The sequence below is a fragment of the Yoonia sp. F2084L genome (genome assembly GCF_023015625.1).
In the GTDB taxonomy this organism is placed as follows: domain Bacteria; phylum Pseudomonadota; class Alphaproteobacteria; order Rhodobacterales; family Rhodobacteraceae; genus Yoonia.
Map to the genome: position 1 here is coordinate 596,227 of NZ_JALKAH010000005.1, position 21,686 is coordinate 617,912.

Below are 21,686 nucleotides of genomic sequence, written 5' to 3' on the forward strand. Positions count from 1 at the left end.
TGGTCAGTGCGTTCAACACGCGATATAGGATGGTTATGGACAAAGTCGTAGGACAAAAGCGCCCAGGTGCACATCTTTACCCGCCCGTTGATCCCTATGATCAACGCATGCTTGAGGTGGGCGATGGGCATCGCATCTATATGGAGCAATGCGGTAACCCTGATGGGATTCCTGTCATCGTCCTGCATGGTGGTCCCGGTGGCGGGTGCAGCCCGGCGATGCGGCGTTACTTTGATCCCACTGTCTTTCGCATCATCCTGTTTGATCAGCGCGGCTGTGGCCGGTCGCGCCCCCATGCCAGTGTCGAGGCGAATACGACATGGCATTTGGTGGCGGATATTGAACTGATCCGTGAAACGCTGGGTATTGGCCGTTGGATCGTTTTTGGAGGGTCATGGGGGGCGACGCTGGCGTTGATCTATGCACAGGCCCATCCTGATCGGGCTGCTGCACTGACATTGCGCGGTGTATTCCTGATGACCAAGCCGGAACTAGATTGGTTTTATGGTGGTGGTGCGGGAAAGTTCTGGCCTGATTTGTGGGACCGTTTTGCCAATATGATCCCAGAGGATGAGCATGATGACTTTATCGCCGCCTATCATCGCCGCCTGTTTTCAGCCGATCGTGCGCTAGAGGTGCGGTTCGCGCGCGCTTGGGCATCATGGGAAAACGCGCTGGCCTCGATTGATAGTGACGGTGTGACAGGGGACAGCCCCGCCGATTATGCCCGTGCGTTTGCCCGGCTTGAGAACCACTATTTCTATAACGCCGGTTTTCTGTCTGAGGATCAGCAGATTTTGCATCCCGATCAGATGGCAAAGATCGCTGATGTACCCGGTGTGATTGTTCAAGGGCGCTACGACATGATTTGCCCGCCGGTTTCGGCGCACAGGCTGTCAGAAAACTGGCCAAAATCCAGGCTAACTTTCATCGGTCGTGCTGGTCATGCGCTGTCTGAACCCGGTATCAGTGCAGAACTTGTGCGCACAATGGACATGATGGGCGCGCAGCGGCATTCCTTGGGGCTTTAGGGTTTACTACTGAAATTAAGCCGTTAAGCTTCAGCCAATAGCTACCGGGGAAAGCTAAGTTTTGGGCAATGTCCTAACGATTATTCTACAGCGCCTTGCGCTTGGCCTGCTGACATTGCTGATTGTGTCGATTGTAATCTTCGTTGCGGTCAACCTGTTACCCGGTAATTTTGCTGAAGCGATTTTGGGTCAAGGCGCAACTCCAGACGCGATTGCATCTATTGAGCGTGACCTTGGCCTCGATCAGCCGCTGGTCACCCGCTATTTCCAATGGCTGGGGGGCGTTTTGCGCGGTGACTTGGGCACCAGCTTTGCCCAAGCCAACTTTGCCAGCTTTAGTGGGACGACATCCGGCGCCACAACCATTGCCGAACAAATTGCACCCCGATTTGGCAACACGATGTTTCTGGCGATGATCACCGCGGCGATCGCTGTTCCCTTCTCAATCATCCTTGGCATTCTGGCCGCACTTTACCGCAATACAGTGTTTGACCGTGCGACGAACATCTTCACGCTGACATCAATTTCCAGCCCAGAGTTCTTTCTGGCCTACATCCTGATCCTGTTCCTTGCGGTTCTGAACCCGATCTTTCCGTCCTTGTCGAATATCTTTGAGGGGATGCCTTTCAGCGAACGGGTGGAGAAATCAATGTTGCCTGCGCTGACGCTGACCTTGGTCGTGACAGCCCATATGATGCGCATGACCCGCGCCGCCATCATTAACTTGCTGGCCTCACCTTATATCGAGATGGCGCGCCTGAAGGGTTTGTCGCCCATGCGCGTCATCGTCAAGCATGCGCTGCCCAACGCGCTGGCCCCGATCATCAACGTGATTGCATTGAACCTAGCATACCTGATCACCGGCGTTGTCGTGGTTGAGGTGGTGTTCGTTTACCCGGGCATTGGTCAGCTCTTCGTCGATAGTGTGAAGATCCGCGACATCCCGGTTGTGCAGGCCTGCTGCCTGATCTTTGCGACAGCCTTTATCCTTTTGAACCTGACAGCCGACATCATGTCGATCCTGTCCAACCCACGTCTGAGGCATCCGAAATGATGTGGTATTGGTACTTAGCTGTTCTCGTCGGAATGTGTGGGCTGGCATGGCTTTTCCGATGGAAGGGTCAGCAAATGGACTGGTCGGAGTTCAACAATAAGTTTCGCGATATGCCGTATAGCGTGGCTTTCGGGTATGTATTGGGCTTAGCAATACTCTTGTGGCTTTATTGGGCTTACTTTCAAGGTCACAGTCTTCATCAGGAGACAGCCAACAAGTTCTTCTTTCTGCGCATCGCGATTGAGGGCTTCATCATCTTCGCCATAGCTGCGTGGGTGTTTCGCCTGTTTGGACGAAACGTCGGCACCGCAGGGACCAAGAAACTGTTCCGTTCCATGCCGCTGACGGCATCATTTGGCATCCTGACGATCCTGATCTACGCGATCTTTGCGATTTTCGCGGGTGCCATCGCTCCTTATGGGCAAGAGTCTATTATCCCCGGTGTTGCGGCGAACATTATTCCCGGTGGTGACCCGGAGCTGGGCGGGAACCCTGATTTTCCTCTTGGGACCGACCAGATCGGTCGCGATATCCTGAGCCGCCTGATTTACGGTGCGCAGAACACTGTGGGCATTGCTTTTGCGACGACTGTCTTGGCCTTCCTGTTGGGCGGTACATTTGGCTTCTTGGCTGCGACATTGGGTGGTTGGCTGGACCAGTTGTTGTCGCGCGCCGTTGATGTGCTGATGGCCATTCCGTCCCTTATTTTTGCGTTGCTCTTGATGACCATCGCAAGCGTTTGGGCGCCGCAGCTTGGTATTCCGCTGACTGTCTTCATGGTCGTGATCATCGCCGTGATCGACAGCACACGCGTTTATCGTCTGGCCCGTGCCGTCGGTCAGAATATCGTTGTGATGGATTACATCGAAGCAGCCAAGCTGCGCGGTGAAGGTCTTGGCTACCTCGTTTTCAAAGAAATCCTACCCAACGCGACGGCGCCTTTGCTGGCCGAGTTCGGTCTGCGCTTTTGCTTTGTCTTCCTGACAATTGCAGCCTTGTCGTTCCTGGGCGTGGGTATCCAGCCGCCCTTGGCTGATTGGGGTACGATGGTCCGCGACCTTGGCGGTTTTGTAAACTTTGCGCAATTTGCGCCGATGGCTGCGACAGCACCATTGTTGGCTGCTGGCGCTATCGCATTGCTGACTGTCGCTGTGAATTTCGTCGTCGACTGGATGCTGCAAAAATCATCAGGGCTGAAAGAATGAGCGAAGAACCACTCGTCAAAATGCGTGATGTCTGGCTTGAGGGCCGCAGTGATGAGACATGGAATCCGATTATCAATGGTGTTGATCTAACATTGGCGAAAGGTGAGGTGCTTGGCCTGATTGGTGAATCCGGCGCAGGCAAATCCACACTTGGTCTGGCGGCGATGGGATACACCCGTGATGGTGTGCGCATCAGCAAGGGGTCCGTTGAATTCGACGGGATTGACCTGCTGACTGCTTCGGCAGCCGTAAAGCGCGAGCTGTTGGGCAAGCGGATCGCCTATGTCGCGCAATCTGCGGCGGCCAGTTTCAATCCTGCACATCAGTTGATGGATCAGCATGTTGAAGGCCCGGTGCAGCATGGTGTGATGGGGCGTGGTGAAAGCGAAGAAGACGGGATGGAGCTTTATCGCAAGCTGCGCCTGCCTAATCCCGATGAGATCGGTTTTCGGTATCCGCATCAGGTCTCTGGTGGTCAGTTGCAACGTTGCATGACCGCGATGGCGATGTCCTGCCGTCCTGACCTGATTATCTTTGACGAACCCACAACTGCATTGGATGTGACCACACAGATCGAAGTGCTCGCCTCAATCCGTGACATCGTTGAACAGTTCAATACGGCCGCGATTTACATCACGCATGATCTGGCCGTTGTGGCGCAGATGGCTGACCGCATCAAAGTGCTGCTGAAGGGGGATGAGGTTGAAACGGCCGATACCCGCACGATGCTGTCCGCCCCGACACAGGAATATACCAAATCGCTTTGGGCTGTGCGCAGCTTTGAACGACCGTTGAAACCCGCAGTGCAGACCGGCTCGACCCCGGTGATTAGCGTGCAGAATGTTGATGCGTCTTACGGCACGGTGCCTGTTTTGTATGACGTCAGCTTTGACCTTCACGCCGGCCGTACCGTCGCCGTTGTGGGCGAAAGCGGATCGGGCAAATCCACGACCGCGCGCTGCATTACCGGTTTGTTGCCGCCCAAAGCAGGACAAATCATGCTGGATGGCCAGGCTTTGCCTGCTGACTATCGCAAACGCAGCAAAGACCAGCTGCGACAGGTGCAGATGATCTATCAGATGGCCGATACCGCGCTGAACCCGCGTATGTCGATCGGTCAGATCATTGCGCGCCCGGTTGAGTTTTATCTGGGCCTGAAAGGTGCTGAAAAGCGCAGACGCGTAGATGCCTTGCTTGAACAGATCGAGCTTGAGCCATCGCAGTATTATCATCGCCTGCCATCCGAGTTGTCAGGCGGGCAGAAGCAACGCATTGGTATAGCACGCGCTTTGGCGGCGGAGCCAAAGTTTATCATTTGTGATGAGGTCACATCGGCTCTTGATCAATTGGTGGCCGAAGGGATTCTGCGACTTTTGGCGCGCTTGCAGGACGAGCTGTCGCTTACCTATATGTTCATTACCCACGATCTTGCGACGGTCAAAGCCATCGCAGATGAGGTGGTGGTGATGAAGGACGGACGGGTTGTGGAACAGGGACCAAAACAGGAAATGTTTACCCCGCCCCATCACGCCTACACCGACCTTTTGCTGTCTTCAGTCCCGGAAATGGACCCGGATTGGCTGACAAATCTACTGACGGAACGCGGAGTTGATAACATCGGCGATGCCGCTGTTGATAAGATGTAACACGAATCATTCACGCAAGTGATGACGCAATCGGGCGCATGGACGCCTGAACCAACAACTAGGGAGAACGAAAATATGCACGGAATTAGTAGACGCGGTCTATTGAAAACAGGTGCTGCAGCAGGTGTGCTGGGCCTGACAGGTATGCCACTGCGCGCGCAGACGCGGGGCGGAAAACTGACAGCAGGCCTGTCGGGTGCGAACACCTCTGATAGCTGGGATGGCCGGACGCACTCTGACCTTTTCATGATCGCTTCGGCGCACGGTACGGTCTTTGACTGTTTGACAGAAGTTGCGGCAGACGGATCGCTTAAGGGCGAATTGGCTGAAAGCTGGGAAGCCTCAGCCGACGCAAAAACCTGGACCTTCAACCTGCGTCAGGGTGTGACGTTCCACAACGGCAAAGCCTTTGGTGCTGACGATGTGATCGAGTCGCTGCAAATGCACGTGGCCGAAGGCGCGAAATCCGCAGCCCAGCCAATCGTTGCCGCGATTTCCGAGATGAAGAAGGTCACCGATTTCCAAGTTCAGTTCACACTGGAAAATGGCAACGCTGATTTCCCGTATCTGATGTCAGACTATCACCTGCTGATGTTCCCAGCGGGCCAGATCGAAGAAGGTATCGCCCAAGGGATTGGCACGGGCCTTTATCAGGTGCAGTCCTTCGACCCCGGTGTTCGCATGGTCGCGACACGTTTCCCCGATCACTACAAAGGCGATTCCGTCGGCCTGTTTGATGAGGTTGAGTACATTGCGATCAACGATAACACGGCCCGGATGAACGCACTGATGACCGGTCAGGTTGATGCGATTAACCGGATCGACTTTAAGACGGAAGCCTTGCTGCGCGCTAACCCTGCGCTGCGCATTCAGGAAGTGACGGGCAACCAGCACTACACTTTCGCGATGCTGACAGACAACGCGCCATTCGATGATGTGAATGTGCGTCGCGCACTCAAGTACGGTATCAACCGTCAAGAAATGGTCGACAAGATCCTGCTGGGTCACGGTCAGGTTGGTAACGATACGCCAATCGGTCCCGCAAGCCAGTACTATCATGCTGAAATGGAACAGCTGGAGTATGATCCAGACAAATCCAAGTTTTATCTGCAGGAAGCTGGCCTTGATAGCTTGAACATCGACATCAGCGCATCAAACGCTGCTTTTGAAGGTGCCGTTGATGCAGCCCAATTGTTCCAAGCATCTGCTGCCGCTGGTGGCATTAACCTGAACGTCGTGCAGGAACCTGCCGATGGTTACTGGTCGAACGTCTGGCTGAAAAAGCCGTTCTCGGCTGTGTACTGGTCGGGTCGCGCGACCGAGGACTGGATGTTCTCAACCGCTTACGAGGCGGGTGTTCCTTGGAACGACAGCCAGTGGGACGAAAATGACAGCGCCCGCTTCCAAGAGCTGCTGATCACAGCGCGTGCCGAGCTGGATAGCGCGAAACGTCAGGAACAGTACTTCGAAATGCAGCAAATCCTGCGTGACGATGGCGGCGTTTTGGTGCCGATGTTTGCAAACTACGTGCAGGCCGTGAACAACCGGATTTCGTCGCCCGACACGGTGGGTAACCTCTGGCAGATGGACAACGCACGCATGGCCGAGCGTTGGTCTGTGGCGTAAGCTAAGCCGCTTTAGAATGAGAACGCCCTGCCGAAAGGCGGGGCGTTTTTTGTTTGGCAGTAGGACGTGCCGCATATAGGTGGCATTGCAAGAACCCGCTGAAGGAACTGAGTGAATGACGGACTATCAGGCAGCAAGACCCGCACAGTATCGCAAGGCGATCGTGCTGTGTTGTGATCAGGGTTTTCTAAAGTTCGCTGCGTTTGTTGCGACACAAATCTTTGAGTTGCACCCCGATCCAGACTTCGATGTCTGCATCTGTAGTCATGAAACGCTCGCCTTGCCTGAAACGCTGGGACAATTGCCTGTTCGTCTCTGTCATCTTCCGTTGCCTACTGTGTTGGAAGATGCGCCGCAGAGTTATCGGATCAACCTGTCCAGCTATTTGCGTCTTTTTGTGCCGCAAGCCTTTGCCACTGACTATGACCGTATCCTTTACCTCGACAGTGATATCTTCCTGCGAGGTGGCGATTTTTCCAAACTGCTCGACACAGAATTGCGAGACGATCATCCGGTTGCCGCAGTGCGCACCAGCCACCAGCGCGATAACCAACTCAAGCAGATGCCGGAGTTTAAAGCGCTGGGCCAGCCGCCCGCGCCTTACTTCAATGCAGGCATTTTGCTGATTGACGTGCCGCGTTGGGATGCTTCTGATATCCTGCCAAAGGCGCTCGACTTGATGAAGACACAGCCTGATGTTCTGAACATGCATGACCAGTCAGTCCTCAATATCGTGCTGCGTGATAACTGGTCCGAATTGTCGGTCGCGTGGAACTGGATGTATTCCGGCCGCTTCAGCTATCTGCTTGAATCCTGTGATCCATTCATCCTGCATTTCGCGGGCCGCATCAAACCGTGGAACCGTTTGAACGGAGAGTTCCCGCCGAAGTACCCCGAGGTCTATCGCGCGTTTTTCGCCAAGCACTATCCAGAGGAGGCAGAAAAGATGCCGCCTGCCGCGTCGATCTTTGAAGCGCAGAAGTTTCACAAGAAATCCTTGCTGAAACAATGGTGGGATTTTAACGGGTTGGCCCGCTACATCAGCCGATTTGATGATCCTTATGTGGCCATTGACCCGCGAAGTTGAGGGTGCCCCTTGCAGTTGCGGTAAACCTTCCGTATATCGTGTTCAACAGCGGCGACTTGGCTTCCACCCCCAAGGCTCCACCGGAAATCTTCACGGGCCGCGCGCCCGTTTTTTTGTGCCCAATAGCTATCCGAATGATAAGTCGGAAGAATATGATGAACGATCTGATTGCCAAAGCGGCCATTGACCGCCGTATCGCTGAAATCATCACTCCTGTCGTTGAGGACATGGGGTTCGAAGTTGTGCGCGTCCGTCTGATGACCGGCAAGGAAAGCATCCTGCAGATTATGGTGCAGCGCCCGGATGGCCAGATTGAAGTTGATGAATGTGGGCAGATTTCAACGGCGCTAAGTGCGACGCTGGATGTCGAAGACCCGATTCTTGATGTTTATAACCTTGAAGTCTCAAGCCCCGGCATCGACCGTCCTTTGACGCGGATGAAGGATTTTGCCCAGTGGGAAGGCTTTGAAGCCAAGATCGAGACAGACGAACTGATTGATGGCCGCCGCCGCTTTAAAGGCGTGTTGGCCGGTACTGAGGGTGACGAGGTGCTGATTACCATCACCGAAGGCACCATCGGTTTGAAATTTGAATGGCTGTCAGACGCCAAACTGGTTCTGACAGATGAGTTGATCCGCGATGTTTTGCGCGGACGTAAAGATGCGGGTCAAATCGACGAGACCCAATTTGATGAAATCGAAACCATCATAGATGGCGAGGAGAACACTTAAGATGGCATATACTTCCGCGAACCAGTTGGAATTGCTGCAAACGGCCGAGGCCGTGGCCCGCGAAAAGAACATCGAGCCGGGGCTTGTTGTGGAAGCGATGGAAGAATCGCTCGCCCGTGCGGCAAAGTCCCGCTACGGCGCGGAAATGGACATTCGTGTCGCCATCGACCGCAAGACTGGTAAAGCGACGTTCACCCGCGTGCGGACTGTGGTTGAGGAAGAAGAGCTTGAGAATTATCAGGCTGAGTTCACCGTCGAGCAGGCCAAAGAATACATGGACGCGCCCGAAGTGGGCCAGCAGTTCATCGAAGAAGTGCCACCGGTTGAACTGGGCCGGATTGCTGCGCAATCTGCCAAGCAGGTGATCTTGCAAAAGGTCCGCGAAGCCGAGCGTGACAAGCAGTACGAAGAATTCAAGGATCGCGCTGGTACGATCATCAACGCACTGGTCAAGCGCGAAGAGTACGGCAATGTCATCGTCGATGTGGGCGCTGGCGAAGCTGTTCTGCGCCGCAACGAAAAGATCGGTCGTGAGGCATATCGCCCCAATGACCGCATCCGTTGTTTCATCAAAGAAGTGCGCCGCGAACAGCGTGGCCCTCAGATTTTCCTAAGCCGCACCGCGCCTGAGTTCATGGCTGAGCTGTTCAAGATGGAAGTGCCTGAGATTTATGAAGGCATCATCGAGATCAAAGCGGTCGCCCGTGACCCCGGTTCGCGTGCGAAGATTGCCGTGATTTCGTATGACAACTCTATCGACCCGGTTGGTGCCTGTGTCGGTATGCGCGGTTCGCGTGTGCAGGCGGTTGTGAACGAATTGCAGGGTGAAAAGATCGACATCATTCCTTGGAATGAAGATATGCCGACCTTCCTTGTGAACGCGTTGCAGCCAGCCGAGGTTTCCAAAGTTGTTCTGGACGAAGAAGCTGGCAAAATCGAAGTTGTCGTTCCCGAGGAACAGTTGTCGCTGGCCATTGGCCGTCGCGGCCAGAACGTGCGCCTTGCGTCGCAACTGACTGGTCTGGACATCGACATCATGACCGAGGAAGAAGAGAGCAAGCGCCGTCAGGCCGAGTTCGAACTGCGCACGAAATTGTTCATGGATACCCTTGATCTGGACGAGTTCTTTGCCCAACTACTTGTATCAGAAGGGTTCACGAACCTAGAAGAGGTCGCCTACGTCGAAATTGACGAACTGCTGGTGATCGAAGGCGTTGACGAAGACACTGCCGGCGAATTGCAGGCGCGCGCGCGTGATTATCTTGAAGCGAAAGCCAAAGAAGCCATGGATGCAGCCCGCGCATTGGGTGTCGAAGACAGTCTTGTCAATTTCGAAGGTTTGACACCTGCTATGCTAGAGGCGCTGGGCAAAGATGGCGTCAAAACGCTCGAAGACTTTGCGACCTGCGCGGACTGGGAATTGGCTGGTGGCTGGACAACAGTCGATGGCGAGCGTGTGAAAGACGATGGTGTATTGGAGCCATTTGAGATTTCGCTGGAAGAAGCGCAAGATATGGTTATGACCGCCCGCGTGATGCTGGGCTGGGTTGACCCGGATGAACTTGCTGCCGAAGCAGCCGCCGCTGAAGAAGCGGAAGCCGCGGAGGAGGAGGCCTGATTTCAGGCCTCTGATAGGATCGCAAATGGCGCGTGGTGGCCATAACAAAGACCGGGACGATGCCGAACGAAAGTGCATCGTCACTGGTGAGGTGCAGCCAAAGGCTGGGCTGATACGCTTTGTTGTGGGGCCGGATAATCAGGTTGTGCCTGATGTTCTGGGCAAACTGCCGGGCCGGGGCATGTATGTGACGGCCGACCGCAAAGCGCTTGAAGAAGCGAAGAAGGGTCAGTTTTCACGCTCTGCCAAGCAGGCGGTGACTGTGCCGGATGGTTTGGTCGATGAGGTGGAGCGTCAATTGGCCCGCCGCACCGTTGACCTGATCGCGTTGACCCGGAAATCGGGACGCGCGGTCTGCGGATTTGAGAAAGTGAAGGGTTGGCTTGCCGGTGGCGAGCGGGTCCGTGTTCTGATGCAGGCCAGCGATGGGTCTGAGCGGGGCAAAACGAAATTATGGACGCCAGAAGGTGCCCGATATTTTGGCTGTTTGACGTCAACCGAATTGGGTTTGGCATTTGGGCGGCAAAGTGTGATACATGGCGCGCTTGCGACTGGCAGACTCAGCAATCGTGTTGTAGAGGAAGCCACAAAGCTACGCGGACTGCGGATTGGGAACGGTGGCGATACGGCCTCCGAGAAGGATACAGAAGCTAAATGAGCGATAACGACGGTAAAAAGACACTCGGCCTTGGTGGTTCACGTCCTTCAAACGTGAAGCAAAGCTTTAGCCATGGGCGGACCAAAAACGTCGTGGTGGAAACCAAACGCAAACGCGTTGTGGTGCCCAAGCCCGGTGCGGCCAAACCTGCGGCCTCTGGCGGCCCGGTTGGTGGTGATCCTTCCAAGCGTCCCGCAGGTATTTCTGATGTGGAACTTGAGCGTCGCATGAAAGCGCTGAAGCTGGCGAAAGCCCGCGAAGCAGAAGAAGCTGAAGCGCGTGCTGCCGACGAAAAGGCCCGCGCCGCTGAACGCGATGCGCGCCGCGCTGAGATCGAGGCAAAGGAAGCAGAAGACAAAGCCCGCGAAGAACGTGCCAAAGCAAAGGCCGATGAAGAAGAGCGCAAGAAAGCTGACGCTGCAAAAGCGGCCGCTGTCGCTGCTGCTCCTCCTGCTGCGGCTGCTGTTCCCGGCGAAACCGAGATTTCGCGCCCATCTGCGGCCCCCCGCAAAACGGATCGTCCCGCAGAGAACCGGGATAACAAGACCAAGGCAAAGCCGGGCCGTAGTGATGATGGCCGCCGTTCAGGTAAGCTGACGGTCAACGATGCAATGGCCGGCCGTCATGGTGGCCGCCAGCGGTCCATGGCTGCAATGAAACGCAAGCAAGACCGCGCCCGCGCGAAAGCAATGGGTGTGTCGGCTGAGCGTGAAAAGATTTTCCGTGAAGTGGCTTTGCCAGAGGCGATCACTGTTTCTGAATTGGCCAACCGTATGACTGAACGGGTTGCTGACGTCGTGAAGGCGTTGATGACCAACGGGATCATGGCGACACAAAACCAGACGATTGATGCGGATACCGCAGAACTGATCATCGAAGAGTTCGGCCACACTGTTGTCCGCGTGTCCGATGCCGATGTCGAAGACGTGCTGACAGCGATCGAAGATAAAGCCGAAGACCTCCAAGGTCGTCCGCCGATCATTACGATCATGGGCCACGTTGACCACGGTAAAACATCGCTGCTCGACGCGATCCGCAACGCGAAAGTTGTGGCTGGCGAAGCGGGTGGTATCACACAGCACATTGGTGCCTATCAGGTGACAACCGACAGCGGCGCTGTGCTGTCGTTCCTTGATACACCGGGTCACGCTGCATTTACTTCTATGCGATCACGCGGTGCGCAAGTGACTGATATCGTAGTACTTGTTGTGGCTGCTGATGACGCAGTCATGCCGCAGACGATTGAAGCGATCAACCATGCGAAAGCGGCGCAAGTGCCGATGATCGTGGCGATCAACAAGATCGACAAGCCGGAAGCGAACCCTGATAAGGTCCGTACCGATCTGCTGCAACACGAAGTGATCGTTGAAAAGATGTCTGGCGATGTGCAGGACGTTGAGGTTTCGGCGATCTCTGGTCAGGGCCTTGATGCACTGCTGGAAGCCATCGCGTTGCAGGCCGAAATCCTTGAACTGAAAGCCAACCCTGATCGCGCCGCCGAAGGTGCCGTGATCGAGGCGCAACTTGATGTGGGCCGTGGTCCTGTTGCGACTGTTCTGATCCAGAACGGTACGCTGCGCCAAGGCGACATCTTTGTTGTAGGCGAGCAGTACGGTAAGGTTCGTGCGCTGATCAACGACAAAGGCGAGCGCGTTCAAGAAGCGGGTCCTGCGGTGCCGGTTGAGGTGCTTGGCCTGAACGGCACACCCGAGGCAGGCGATGTGTTGAACGTTGTTGAAACGGATGCGCAGGCCCGTGAAATTGCTGCGTACCGCGAGAGCGCGGCCAAAGAAAAGCGCGCCGCTGCTGGTGCTGCGACAACACTCGAACAGCTGATGGCGAATGCCAAGGCAGACGAAAATGTCAGCGAATTGCCAATCTTGGTAAAAGCTGACGTGCAGGGTTCTGCCGAAGCGATTGTTCAGGCGATGGAGAAAATCGGCAACGATGAGGTGCGCGTGCGCGTACTGCATTCCGGTGTGGGTGCGATCACTGAAACGGATATCGGTCTTGCCGAAGCATCCGGCGCGCCTGTGTTTGGCTTTAACGTGCGTGCGAATGCATCCGCGCGGAACACGGCCAACCAAAAGGGCGTTGAGATCCGCTATTATTCGGTCATCTACGACCTTGTGGATGATGTGAAGGCGGCGGCATCTGGTCTTCTGTCTGCTGAAATTCGCGAGAAATTCATCGGTTATGCCAACATTAAAGAGGTCTTTAAGGTCTCGAACGTGGGTAAAGTTGCCGGTTGTCTGGTCACCGAAGGTGTGGCGCGCCGTTCCGCGGGCGTCCGTCTGCTGCGCGACAACGTGGTGATCCACGAAGGCACGCTGAAGACGCTGAAACGCTTCAAGGACGAGGTGCCAGAGGTACAATCCGGCCAGGAGTGCGGCATGGCGTTTGAAAACTACGAAGACATCCGCCCCGACGACGTGATCGAGATTTTCGAGCGCGAAGAGGTCGAACGGAACCTTTGATTGGGTTTTAGAAAGTCAAAAAAAGGCGGTCCTGTTGGACCGCCTTTTTTTATCAATTGGGAATGCCTGCTTTGCGGACAAAGCGCCATTTCGCTGCGAATGCGCCAACGGCAGCTTTGCATTGAGCAAGCAAACGAATAACATTCTTCTATCCCCAGAACACCGCGTTTGGGCAAAACACACACAGGTTTGTCAAAACATGAATGCGAACGCCGACATTTACTTGTTTCGCCACGGCCAAACCGAGTGGAACGCACAAAGCAGGCGACAGGGGCACCTGGACTCGCCCTTGACCGAACGAGGCCAGCTTCAGGCCGAAGAGAATGCAAGTAGACTGCGGCTTCATCTTTCTCTGGACGGAGAAGTTGCCGTTTTCGTTAGCCCACTTGGGCGCGCACGGCATACAGCTTTGATAATGGTCCAGGAGCTTGGGCTATCCGAGGAGGCGATAATCTATGAGCCTCGATTGATGGAATGTAGCTTCGGTAAATGGGAGGGATTGACCACCTCCGAGATTAAAGCGCGTTACCCCGAAGAATGGCAGGCGCGCTCGGAAGACAAATGGAATGTCCCAGCCCCGTCGGGGGAGTCGTACGCCGATGTGAATGCGCGCGTATCTAAATGGTATGAAGAGGTATCACTGGCTGCAACAAACCTGGTTGTTTGTCACGGCCTGACCTCCCGAGTTTTTCGCGGCATTTATGCTGACCTGTCCCAGCAACAGGTATTCCAACTGAACGAGCCTCAAGATGGTTTTTTCGAGCTGCGCAACCGGACCGAAGTGTTCGTCGAATAACGACGCAGCAAAAGGTGGTCGTTTGCGCAAAATGCAGCAACCGGTATTTTGGGCGCAATGCAGTCATCTGACTTTTTTGGTAGACGCCAACCTGTATGCCCGTGAAGGATGCAGCAACATAGGGAAGAACACGCCGCATTAGGCACCGCGTTGACGCACAAATTCCTGCTCGATCACTTCTGTTCCCCACTGCATTCCAGGTGTCTCATTGGCCAGCGTGAAGCTGTGCTTCTCATATAGATGCCGTGCGGCATCCAACCCTTTGAACGTCCACAGGCGCGTGCTATCAAAAGCGTTGTCATCCGCAAAGGCGGTAGCTTTGTCGATCAGAAGGTTTCCAATGCCCATACCCTGCGCTCTTGGGTTGACAATGAACCACCGCAGATGGCTAACGCGGTCGCCCAAATCCTCGCCATCAAGAGAGACAGACCCCAGCAGCTCATCGCCGACGTAGGCAGAAAATGTCGTGTTCAAAGGATTGTCGATGCGACCCATAAATTCCGACATTTCAGAGGCAACTTTACGCTCGAAAATAGCGCCAAATTCGTAGTGTTTTGAGTAAAAGGTGGCGTGCAGCTGCGCGACTGAACCGATGACGCCCGAACGGTAACCTTCCTGTACCTCGACGCCCGGCACTGCGTCCGTCACTCGCTCGCCTCTTGTGCTCAGAGACTTTGCAAACAGGATGAGACCCGATTCAATTTGAGAGACGTCGGTTGCCGATAGTACATCCAAGGCGGAATGAAGTTGCCGCCGCGCGAACCCTTCGACTTCGTCGAGTAGGTTTTGCCCATTCTGCGTCAACGAAAGAACGCGGGAGCGCTTATCAATTGGGTCAGGCCTCACCTCAATCAGACCGTCATTTTCCAGCTTTTGAACAAGGCGGCTGACACTAGACTTTTCCAGATGCAAAAGCGAGCCAAGGTCACTCGCATTGGCTACTGTGCCATATCCAAGCTCAATAATCGTATGCACGGCCGATGGAGACAGCTCTGTGCCAGCCAATCCCTTCTGCATAAAGCCAAGCTCGCGCACGATATGTCGTGAAGCTGCGCGCATTTCGTCGATACGGGATGTTGTGAGTGTTTGATTCATGGTTGTATATTACAACTAATATCTTAAACCTGTCTAGTACACACTGGACATTCGCCGCAACGCGACAAACTAGAACTTTGGGCTCGGACCCGACGCTCGTCGGAAAATTCCGAACGACGGCTGTCAGAGGGGGAATGACGCGCAATGCAGGAATCAACTTAGAAACCCCAATATTTTGAACGCCTTGGCGCAGGACGCGCCTGCATGGCTCAATGGTTGTTCTCGGGACGGCCAAAAATCAGGTATCGCTGCGACACTGCATGACCGCAAAGAGCCCATTTTAACGTATGCTGCAAGGTGCACGAACGGCCGCTGGTCTAGACCGTGGTCAAATATGCGGCACGGATAGCTGCTTTCATCGCATCCTGCGGTCCGGCCTCCCGTGACCCGTTTGCTGCCATCACCAGCTTCGAGGCAGGCGTATTTCCGAAGCCAAGAATTTTGCTCTTGACTGACAGGCCAGAGTGCAACGATGAGCGGCCCAGCAGGCCGACTGCGATCCCGGCTTCAACTGCTGCGATCACGCCAGAGACGCTTTGGCTGGAATAGACGATGCGGTATGGCTTTCCACGGGCTTTCAGGGAATTGATTGCGGCGTCGCGCCACCAGCATGCGTGATCGAACAAGGCCACTGGCAGGTCATCATCAGCAGGGAATTCCCGATGCGCAGACGACACCCAGCACGTCGGATCTTCCATCAGCACTTCTTCATGTTCTTTGGGACATTCCACCTCATAAATTGCAAGGTCGAGTGCTCCTTTGTCCAGCGCATCAGGGAAATGTGTGCTCAACGCGCAGGTCACATCCAACTCGACTTTGGGGTTGTGACGGGTAAAGGACGCGATGATCTCCGCCAGCTTGGCCCGGCCGTGATCATCAGGAATACCCACGCGTAATTTGCCTGTCACAGTATTTTGGGAGATGTCCCGCAGCACGGTATCCAGGCGTGCGGTGACTTCCAGTGCCACAGGCAGCAACTGGCGGCCCGTGTCGCTTAGGACAACGCCGCGCCCATGCCGTTCAAAGACGGGTTGCCCGAGGATAGCTTCGAGGCGCTTGATCTGAAGACTGGTGGCGGATTGTGATCGATGGATGCGGGCAGCACCATCCGTAACGCTGCCTGCTTCAGTTACGGCGACGAAGGTGCGCAGCAAATCGCTGTCAAGATTATCCATCTGTTTTTCCAATATCTGAAATTTAAACTATTCGTTTCACACATGCCATGCTGACTGCTAGTTTTCAAGGTCAGAGGAGTATCCAATGTCCAATCAGACAGTTGCCCGCCGACAATCCAACAAGAAATCTATACTGTGGAGCATATGCCTTTTCCTGTTGATAGGTATAGGTTTTGCTTGGCCGGAACACTCATGGAATGCTGCCAAGTTCGTCCTGTGGGGTTTGGTTGTCGTTGCCCCTATCGTCATTCCGGGCATTCTTCTTGCGGCGTGGATCATCGCCAGCGGAGCAGATGCGCACATTGCTGGCGCATTCGAGGGCAGGACGCTGCGAACGGTGGTGGCCGCCTCTTTGATTGGCGCGATTACTCCAGTCTGTGGCGTAACGGTATTGCCATTGATGGCTGGACTGTTGGCAGCGGGTGTTCCGCTGGCCCCAATTATGGCGTTCTGGTTGTCATCCCCGATCACAGACCCAGCGATGCTTGCTACGACGGCCGCGACCCTTGGTCTGAGCTTTGCGATTGGCAAAACGCTCGCAGCCTTTGGTTTGGGTATCTTTGGCGGTGCGATCACCGGACTGTTTGCCAAGACACGTTGGGCGTTGAACGCGCTTCGTGACAACGGGTTGGCCCGCCAACTGAGCGCTGCGCGTTGTGGAGCGGATCAGACCTTCGACCCTTGGGTTTGGAGAAATGAGGCGCGTCGGCGGTCGTTCAGCACACAATTTTGGGCAACAACGCGGCTCATCCTGATTTGCCTGATCCCTGCATTCACAGCCGAGTATGCGCTGAATGCCGCGCTAACGCCGGGATCGCTCGCCGCATATGTCGGGGAGGATCAGTGGTGGGCCATACCTGCAGCCGTCTTTGTCGGAGCACCGGCCTATATCGATGGCTACGCCGCGCTTCCTTTGACCCGCGGTCTGATTGAAAACGGCATGTCAGAGGGTGCTGCCATGGCCTTTTTGATCTCAGGTGGTGTTGTCAGCATCTGGGGAGCCTTGGCAATTGCCCCGGTCCTGAAACTGAAACCTTTTTTGCTATATCTCGCCTTGGCTGTTCTGGGCTCGCTGGCAGCGGGATATGTTTTTGAGTGGGTGGTTTAGAGAGCTGTACCTACCAAGAGCGGTTATTGCCGCACTCGCAACGAATGGTAAAAATGTCCGCACAGTGTGAGTTCGACCTCTGATCTTTGCTGCGCTCTGCATGAATGGCTGGTTTCCCCGCTGCGCGGCAGCACCGAATTTTACGCTGACGCAGCATTTTCCACGCTGCGAGCGCATGCAGCAGGAAAACCGAATTCACACAATGGGCTCTTCAGTAGCATTCGCCGCACAAAACACGAGTGACCGGTTCGAGAAACAGCGCGGTTCGCTGCGCGGCGCGCGAACTGGTAAGATGCGGGACAAAGCGACCTTTCCACATTGATTTCTGGAGGTCGGCTTTTGACTGACGTTCAGTGAGGTGATCGCCCTTTCGCGATCATAAGATGGTGCTGTTGGTGGTGCGCACCGATTGTCATCAGCCCAAAGAAACCTAATCCCAACACCTGGCTCAACTCTTCGTCTGACCCGACTTGAACCAGCATCGATGCACCGCCTTCTATTTGCGCAGCGGTCACGGTCCAATCTGATGTTCCCTGCAACATCGGGCTGTGTGCCAACACCATGCGTCTGATTGAAGCTCCAACTACATCATCGCCCGTGACCATGAACGTCACACTCGTCTCATCGACCGTCCGCTCAACCGACGCCCTTGTTGTCACGTTGTCCATATCCACAAGGTGATCACGCAAGGCTTTGATATCGACCTGCGCCCAATCCGTTTCGGGATCGTCACGCAACAGCGTTACGATCTCGGCAATCACTGCGAACTGGGATTGCCCCGTTTCGCTTGGTGACCCCAACGTATGCATATGTTGGGCCATCGCATTGGTTGCGACGAACATCATCGCTGCGGATAAAAGACCTAGTTTCATTGAACACTCCTATTTCTTGATTAACCTATCCAACTTCGCTCTGATCCTTTATGATTTGGATCATATGCCTCTTGATCCTTTTTCCCATCTATCCGCTACTGCTTGTCGCACAATAGACATGCAAAAGGGTGACGTACTGTTCCGCCAGGACCAGACGACATCAGGGCTTTACCGTGTCGACTCTGGATGCGTGACGCTGCAACGCACTGGGCTGGATGGTGACACCTTGACCCTACACAGGGCAGTGTCAGGCGGGCTGTTTGCCGAGGCATCAGTCTTCTCAGCGACCTACCACTGCGATGCGATTTGCAGCGAGGCTGGGAGCGTCATCAAGATCGCAAAGGCAGATATCGTTGCAACGATGCAATCCAATCCAACGTTCTCTGAGGGCTTCACAAGGTTACTTGCCGTTCAGGTCCAACAGTACCGCGCACATATCGAGTTGCTGGCAATTCCATCAGCCAAGGAACGCATCTTAGCTGCGGTTCAAGCGGGTTATCTCGATTCAACTGTGACCGAATTGGCAACCCGCATCAATCTAAGCCATGAAGCCTGTTATCGCGCACTTCGGGGGCTGTGTGATGATGAGTTTATGGTCCGCGTTGGTCGTGGGAAATATGCGCTGCCAAGGTGACAACATGTTCATCGTGTAGTTGTGCGCTCAGTGCGGTGGGTTCCTACTTGCTTGGACTTCGCGTTCCCGCTCAGACCAAGTTGACCTGATGTAAGCGAGGATATCCCAAATCTCCTCATCGGTGAGTGTTTCGTTAAATGCTGGCATCCCGCTGTTGAACCCCGTTACTCCCCTGACCTCCAAAGCAGCAGCGCCACCGAGCCTAGTATATTCGAACAGCAGTTCGTCGTAGTGGTGCCATGTATGGCCCGTCCCGTCATGAGGCGGGGCTGGTAGCACACCATCAGCATTAGGGGATTGCCAGTTCGGCTGTCCCTCAAGTTTTGCTCCATGGCACGAAGCGCAGTTGTCCGCATACAGGCTTTGACCCGCAACGATGTCGCGGTGTTCCCAGTTGTGATCAGCAGCGGCTGTGGAGGCCAACGACAGCAGGATTGGGATGAACCACCTCATGCTACATTTACCCATGTGCGCATCCCGCAAACAGCGCGGCTGAGATGACAGCCCAGACGTGTCGTTTGTCCATGTGGTGCCTCATGTCGGTAAAGTCAGATTTGTTGTCAAAACAGCAGTCGTACCCAGAACGGCAAGGATGACCAACCATTCGACTGATATGGATTTGGAGAGGTGGCCTGCGGCGGCTGGATCGCCAGCACGTAGCGCAGGTATGAACCGAAGTTTGTTGGCAGCGGCCAGACCCAAAAGCAAACCAACCAGCAGCACTTTGACGATCAATGCCTGCCCGTATCTTGTGCCAATGAGCGCAGAGAACGAGCCCACCAGTTCATAAGCCATGTAGCCACCAGCGATGATCAACACAGGGACAGTGACCGAAGCGACAACGCCAAACCGATGCCCCATCTCCGCAGCCGACGCATAGGTGGCTGACGATGATGCCAGTCGTTTCAATGGCATGAGAACCCCGATCCAGAGGGCAACGGCCAGCAAATGCAACACCAAAGCAATGTCGAGCAGAGTGGTCTCACGGCCAGAGACATGTCCGACGTGATCAAATGACCAAACCGCGATGACACCACCCACCACCGAGACCCAAATCCCAACACGGCCTATGAACAGGCCACCGATCAACTGTCCAAGTCCCACCAAACGTAACAGCAAAGCCGTGCCTACAGGTGTGGTCCACAACAGGCCCAGCATCTCAGGATCGGTCATGCCGCTGACATCGCCCGTCAGATTGGCACCGCGCAGTGAAAAGGCGAGGATCGTTGCCATCAACCCCAAAACTGCGAATGCCACGGCCAAACCACGAGTGCGATCCAGCCGAAACATGCATGTGGCCATGACCGTGCCAGCCGCAGACATCACACCAAGATAAAGCGCAAATTTCGTGATGATTGCAGCAAGACCGAATGCATCAGGCATCGTTATTCAACGGTGAAGCTAAAAGTACCGTTCAGAGCATGGCCATCATCCCCAAGTCCGCGCCATTCAACCACGTAGACACCTGCACCCATGTCGTGCATCGGCAATGCAAACTCCTGCGTGAATGCTGTTTGTTCGCCGAGGTCCATGTCCATGCTGTGCGTGTCGGCATGTGTGATAGAGACCCGCGTCAGACGAATGTCACCTTTGAAGTCCATCAAAACTTCGGTCGGCATCTCAGCTACTGTCGCCTCATTGGCTGGTGTCGTTGCGTCTAGGGGTGAGTGTGCCATCGCACCTGTTGCCCAAATTCCTATCATGCCTGCGAGTAGAAAAGTCTTCATTGTTGTTTCCAGTATTGTTGTTGGGGATCAGTTGATCCCGTTGGCACGTTGCAGTTCCCGAATGTAGGCGATGATCATCGTGACATCGCCCCGTGTTATGCCCTCAACGGGAGGCATATCACCAAACGGCCAGTGATGTCCCCGAACGCCCATAGCAGCAGCCCGTTGAAACGCTTCGTCACCGTGGTGGCTCGGTTCATAAATGACGTGGACCAGTGGCGGTGCGACACCATCTTGGCCCGCCGCATTCAGTCCGTGGCAAGCCGCGCATTTGGCTTCAAATGCAAGTTGCCCGATCTGGGCATTCTGCGACAACGTTTCGGGCAATAGCACATTGGCGAGGACCCCGTTCTCCGTATTGATAGCGGTGTCAGTCGTGGTTGTCTGTGGTGGTGCGGGCCACATCGCGTAGCCCACGCCACCCGCAACCAGAATAGCGGCAATTGCGATAGTCGATTTCATAAACTGCACTGACCCTTACTTCTTTCTAACACCGATAATCCTTCCTGTTGGTGGAGGGTCAAACGATTTGTTTTCACAGCTTTGAGAGCATCCAGATCGCCATGCCGACCATCATCAGGTTTTCGGTAAGAGACACGAACCCCAATGGGACTTTGCTGTCGCCGCCGACACAGGCGCATTTGAATTCCCGGATGTCGATGTAGACCGCCTTGAACACACTGATCGCGCCGATGCTTCAGTTCCTAAATGATGAGTTGGCGCATCTGGTGACATCTTGCCGTGGTGACCACATGCCTGACTGTCCGATCATCGATTATCTTGCTTGAAGTTCAAATTTCTGCGTAGCTGACATTCGCTGCGCTACAGAAAAACGGGAGTGTGGGCTCGCAGTAAGATTTCGCCGCGTGCACAGCCAATGGCTGCTTAAGATACTATCCTGCCCCCTACCGGAATTGACCCCAATACTACTCCACCCTTCACAGCGAGATCTCTAAGAATTTAGGTGCGCATTTCGGCGCACCCAATGAAATTGTTACCTTGAACCGCGCCGGGTTTGCCGGAGGCTGATTTGTCTTAGTTACGCGGCCATGTCTGATCTTTCCAGAGCCGCGTAGAAGTTTGCCTCGGCTTCTGCAGGCGGGATATTCCCGATGGGTTCCAGCAAGCGCCGGTTGTTGAACCAAT

The 21,686-nt window shown here is 54.8% G+C and carries 20 protein-coding genes and 1 pseudogene; 13 read left to right on the top strand and 8 right to left on the bottom strand.

Going from position 1 to position 21,686, the window contains the following annotated elements:
- The first annotated feature begins 35 nt into the window (after positions 1–35).
- The 11 genes from pip to MWU60_RS17025 all read left to right on the top strand — a co-directional run bounded on the left by pip (position 36) and on the right by MWU60_RS17025 (position 13,929).
- Positions 36–1,031, top strand: coding sequence for a prolyl aminopeptidase (gene pip / locus MWU60_RS16975; RefSeq protein WP_247228570.1), 996 nt, complete (start codon positions 36–38; stop codon positions 1,029–1,031).
- A gap of 61 nt (positions 1,032–1,092) precedes the next feature.
- Positions 1,093–2,085, top strand: coding sequence for an ABC transporter permease (locus tag MWU60_RS16980; RefSeq protein ID WP_247228571.1), 993 nt, complete (start codon positions 1,093–1,095; stop codon positions 2,083–2,085).
- Positions 2,085–3,290 (top strand): ABC transporter permease, encoded by a 1,206-nt coding sequence (locus tag MWU60_RS16985; RefSeq protein ID WP_247228604.1) that lies wholly within the window; start codon positions 2,085–2,087, stop codon positions 3,288–3,290. Before MWU60_RS16980 ends, MWU60_RS16985 begins: the two co-directional genes overlap by 1 nt.
- Entirely contained in the window at positions 3,287–4,936 is a 1,650-nt protein-coding gene (locus tag MWU60_RS16990; RefSeq protein WP_247228572.1) for an ABC transporter ATP-binding protein, read from the top strand. The genes MWU60_RS16985 and MWU60_RS16990 overlap by 4 nt, the downstream gene beginning before the upstream one ends.
- Before the next feature lie 75 nt (positions 4,937–5,011).
- Positions 5,012–6,562 (top strand): ABC transporter substrate-binding protein, encoded by a 1,551-nt coding sequence (locus tag MWU60_RS16995; RefSeq protein ID WP_247228573.1) that lies wholly within the window; start codon positions 5,012–5,014, stop codon positions 6,560–6,562.
- Between the two features lie 115 nt (positions 6,563–6,677).
- Complete coding sequence (locus MWU60_RS17000) at positions 6,678–7,649, top strand: glycosyltransferase family 8 protein (protein WP_247228574.1); 972 nt, start codon at positions 6,678–6,680, stop codon at positions 7,647–7,649.
- A gap of 155 nt (positions 7,650–7,804) precedes the next feature.
- A complete protein-coding gene (gene rimP / locus MWU60_RS17005) occupies positions 7,805–8,380 on the top strand; it encodes a ribosome maturation factor RimP (RefSeq protein ID WP_247228575.1) in 576 nt (191 codons plus the stop codon).
- 1 nt (position 8,381) lies between these two features.
- A complete protein-coding gene (gene nusA / locus MWU60_RS17010) occupies positions 8,382–9,998 on the top strand; it encodes a transcription termination factor NusA (RefSeq protein WP_247228576.1) in 1,617 nt (538 codons plus the stop codon).
- A 25-nt stretch (positions 9,999–10,023) separates the two neighbouring features.
- A complete protein-coding gene (locus tag MWU60_RS17015; protein WP_247228577.1) occupies positions 10,024–10,656 on the top strand; it encodes an RNA-binding protein in 633 nt (210 codons plus the stop codon).
- Positions 10,653–13,133, top strand: coding sequence for a translation initiation factor IF-2 (gene infB, locus MWU60_RS17020; protein ID WP_247228578.1), 2,481 nt, complete (start codon positions 10,653–10,655; stop codon positions 13,131–13,133). The genes MWU60_RS17015 and infB overlap by 4 nt, the downstream gene beginning before the upstream one ends.
- A gap of 34 nt (positions 13,134–13,167) precedes the next feature.
- A complete protein-coding gene (locus MWU60_RS17025) occupies positions 13,168–13,929 on the top strand; it encodes a histidine phosphatase family protein (protein WP_247228579.1) in 762 nt (253 codons plus the stop codon).
- Between the two features lie 138 nt (positions 13,930–14,067).
- On the opposite strand, the gene MWU60_RS17030 is transcribed toward MWU60_RS17025, so the two are convergent.
- Positions 14,068–14,964, bottom strand: coding sequence for a helix-turn-helix domain-containing GNAT family N-acetyltransferase (locus MWU60_RS17030; protein ID WP_247228580.1), 897 nt, complete (start codon positions 14,962–14,964; stop codon positions 14,068–14,070).
- Between the two features lie 377 nt (positions 14,965–15,341).
- Positions 15,342–16,199, bottom strand: a complete 858-nt coding sequence (locus MWU60_RS17035; RefSeq protein WP_247228581.1) for a LysR substrate-binding domain-containing protein — start codon at positions 16,197–16,199, stop codon at positions 15,342–15,344.
- An 85-nt stretch (positions 16,200–16,284) separates the two neighbouring features.
- Here MWU60_RS17035 and MWU60_RS17040 point away from each other — a divergent pair, with 85 nt between their 5' ends.
- Complete coding sequence (locus MWU60_RS17040; RefSeq protein WP_247228582.1) at positions 16,285–17,307, top strand: permease; 1,023 nt, start codon at positions 16,285–16,287, stop codon at positions 17,305–17,307.
- Positions 17,308–17,657: 350 nt separating this feature from the next.
- Here the strand turns inward: MWU60_RS17040 and MWU60_RS17045 are convergent, their stop codons facing one another.
- Entirely contained in the window at positions 17,658–18,179 is a 522-nt protein-coding gene (locus MWU60_RS17045) for a hypothetical protein (protein ID WP_247228583.1), read from the bottom strand.
- A gap of 118 nt (positions 18,180–18,297) precedes the next feature.
- Between MWU60_RS17045 and MWU60_RS17050 the strand changes: the two genes are divergently transcribed.
- Positions 18,298–18,813 (top strand): Crp/Fnr family transcriptional regulator, encoded by a 516-nt coding sequence (locus MWU60_RS17050; RefSeq protein WP_247228584.1) that lies wholly within the window; start codon positions 18,298–18,300, stop codon positions 18,811–18,813.
- A 27-nt stretch (positions 18,814–18,840) separates the two neighbouring features.
- Here the strand turns inward: MWU60_RS17050 and MWU60_RS17055 are convergent, their stop codons facing one another.
- From MWU60_RS17055 to MWU60_RS17075, 5 genes and pseudogenes are all read right to left on the bottom strand, one after another.
- On the bottom strand, positions 18,841–19,266 hold the full coding sequence (locus MWU60_RS17055) for a cytochrome c (protein WP_247228585.1): 426 nt from the start codon (positions 19,264–19,266) through the stop codon (positions 18,841–18,843).
- Between the two features lie 81 nt (positions 19,267–19,347).
- Positions 19,348–20,196, bottom strand: a complete 849-nt coding sequence (locus MWU60_RS17060) for a CopD family protein (RefSeq protein ID WP_247228586.1) — start codon at positions 20,194–20,196, stop codon at positions 19,348–19,350.
- Between the two features lie 2 nt (positions 20,197–20,198).
- On the bottom strand, positions 20,199–20,540 hold the full coding sequence (locus tag MWU60_RS17065; RefSeq protein WP_247228587.1) for a copper resistance CopC family protein: 342 nt from the start codon (positions 20,538–20,540) through the stop codon (positions 20,199–20,201).
- 27 nt (positions 20,541–20,567) lie between these two features.
- Positions 20,568–21,002 carry a cytochrome c gene (locus MWU60_RS17070; RefSeq protein WP_247228588.1) on the bottom strand — a complete coding sequence of 145 codons (435 nt, stop codon included), beginning with the start codon at positions 21,000–21,002 and terminating at the stop codon, positions 20,568–20,570.
- Positions 21,003–21,075: 73 nt separating this feature from the next.
- Positions 21,076–21,237 (bottom strand): annotated as a pseudogene (locus MWU60_RS17075) (glutaredoxin); the annotation flags it as partial.
- Between the last annotated feature and the right edge of the window lie 449 nt (positions 21,238–21,686).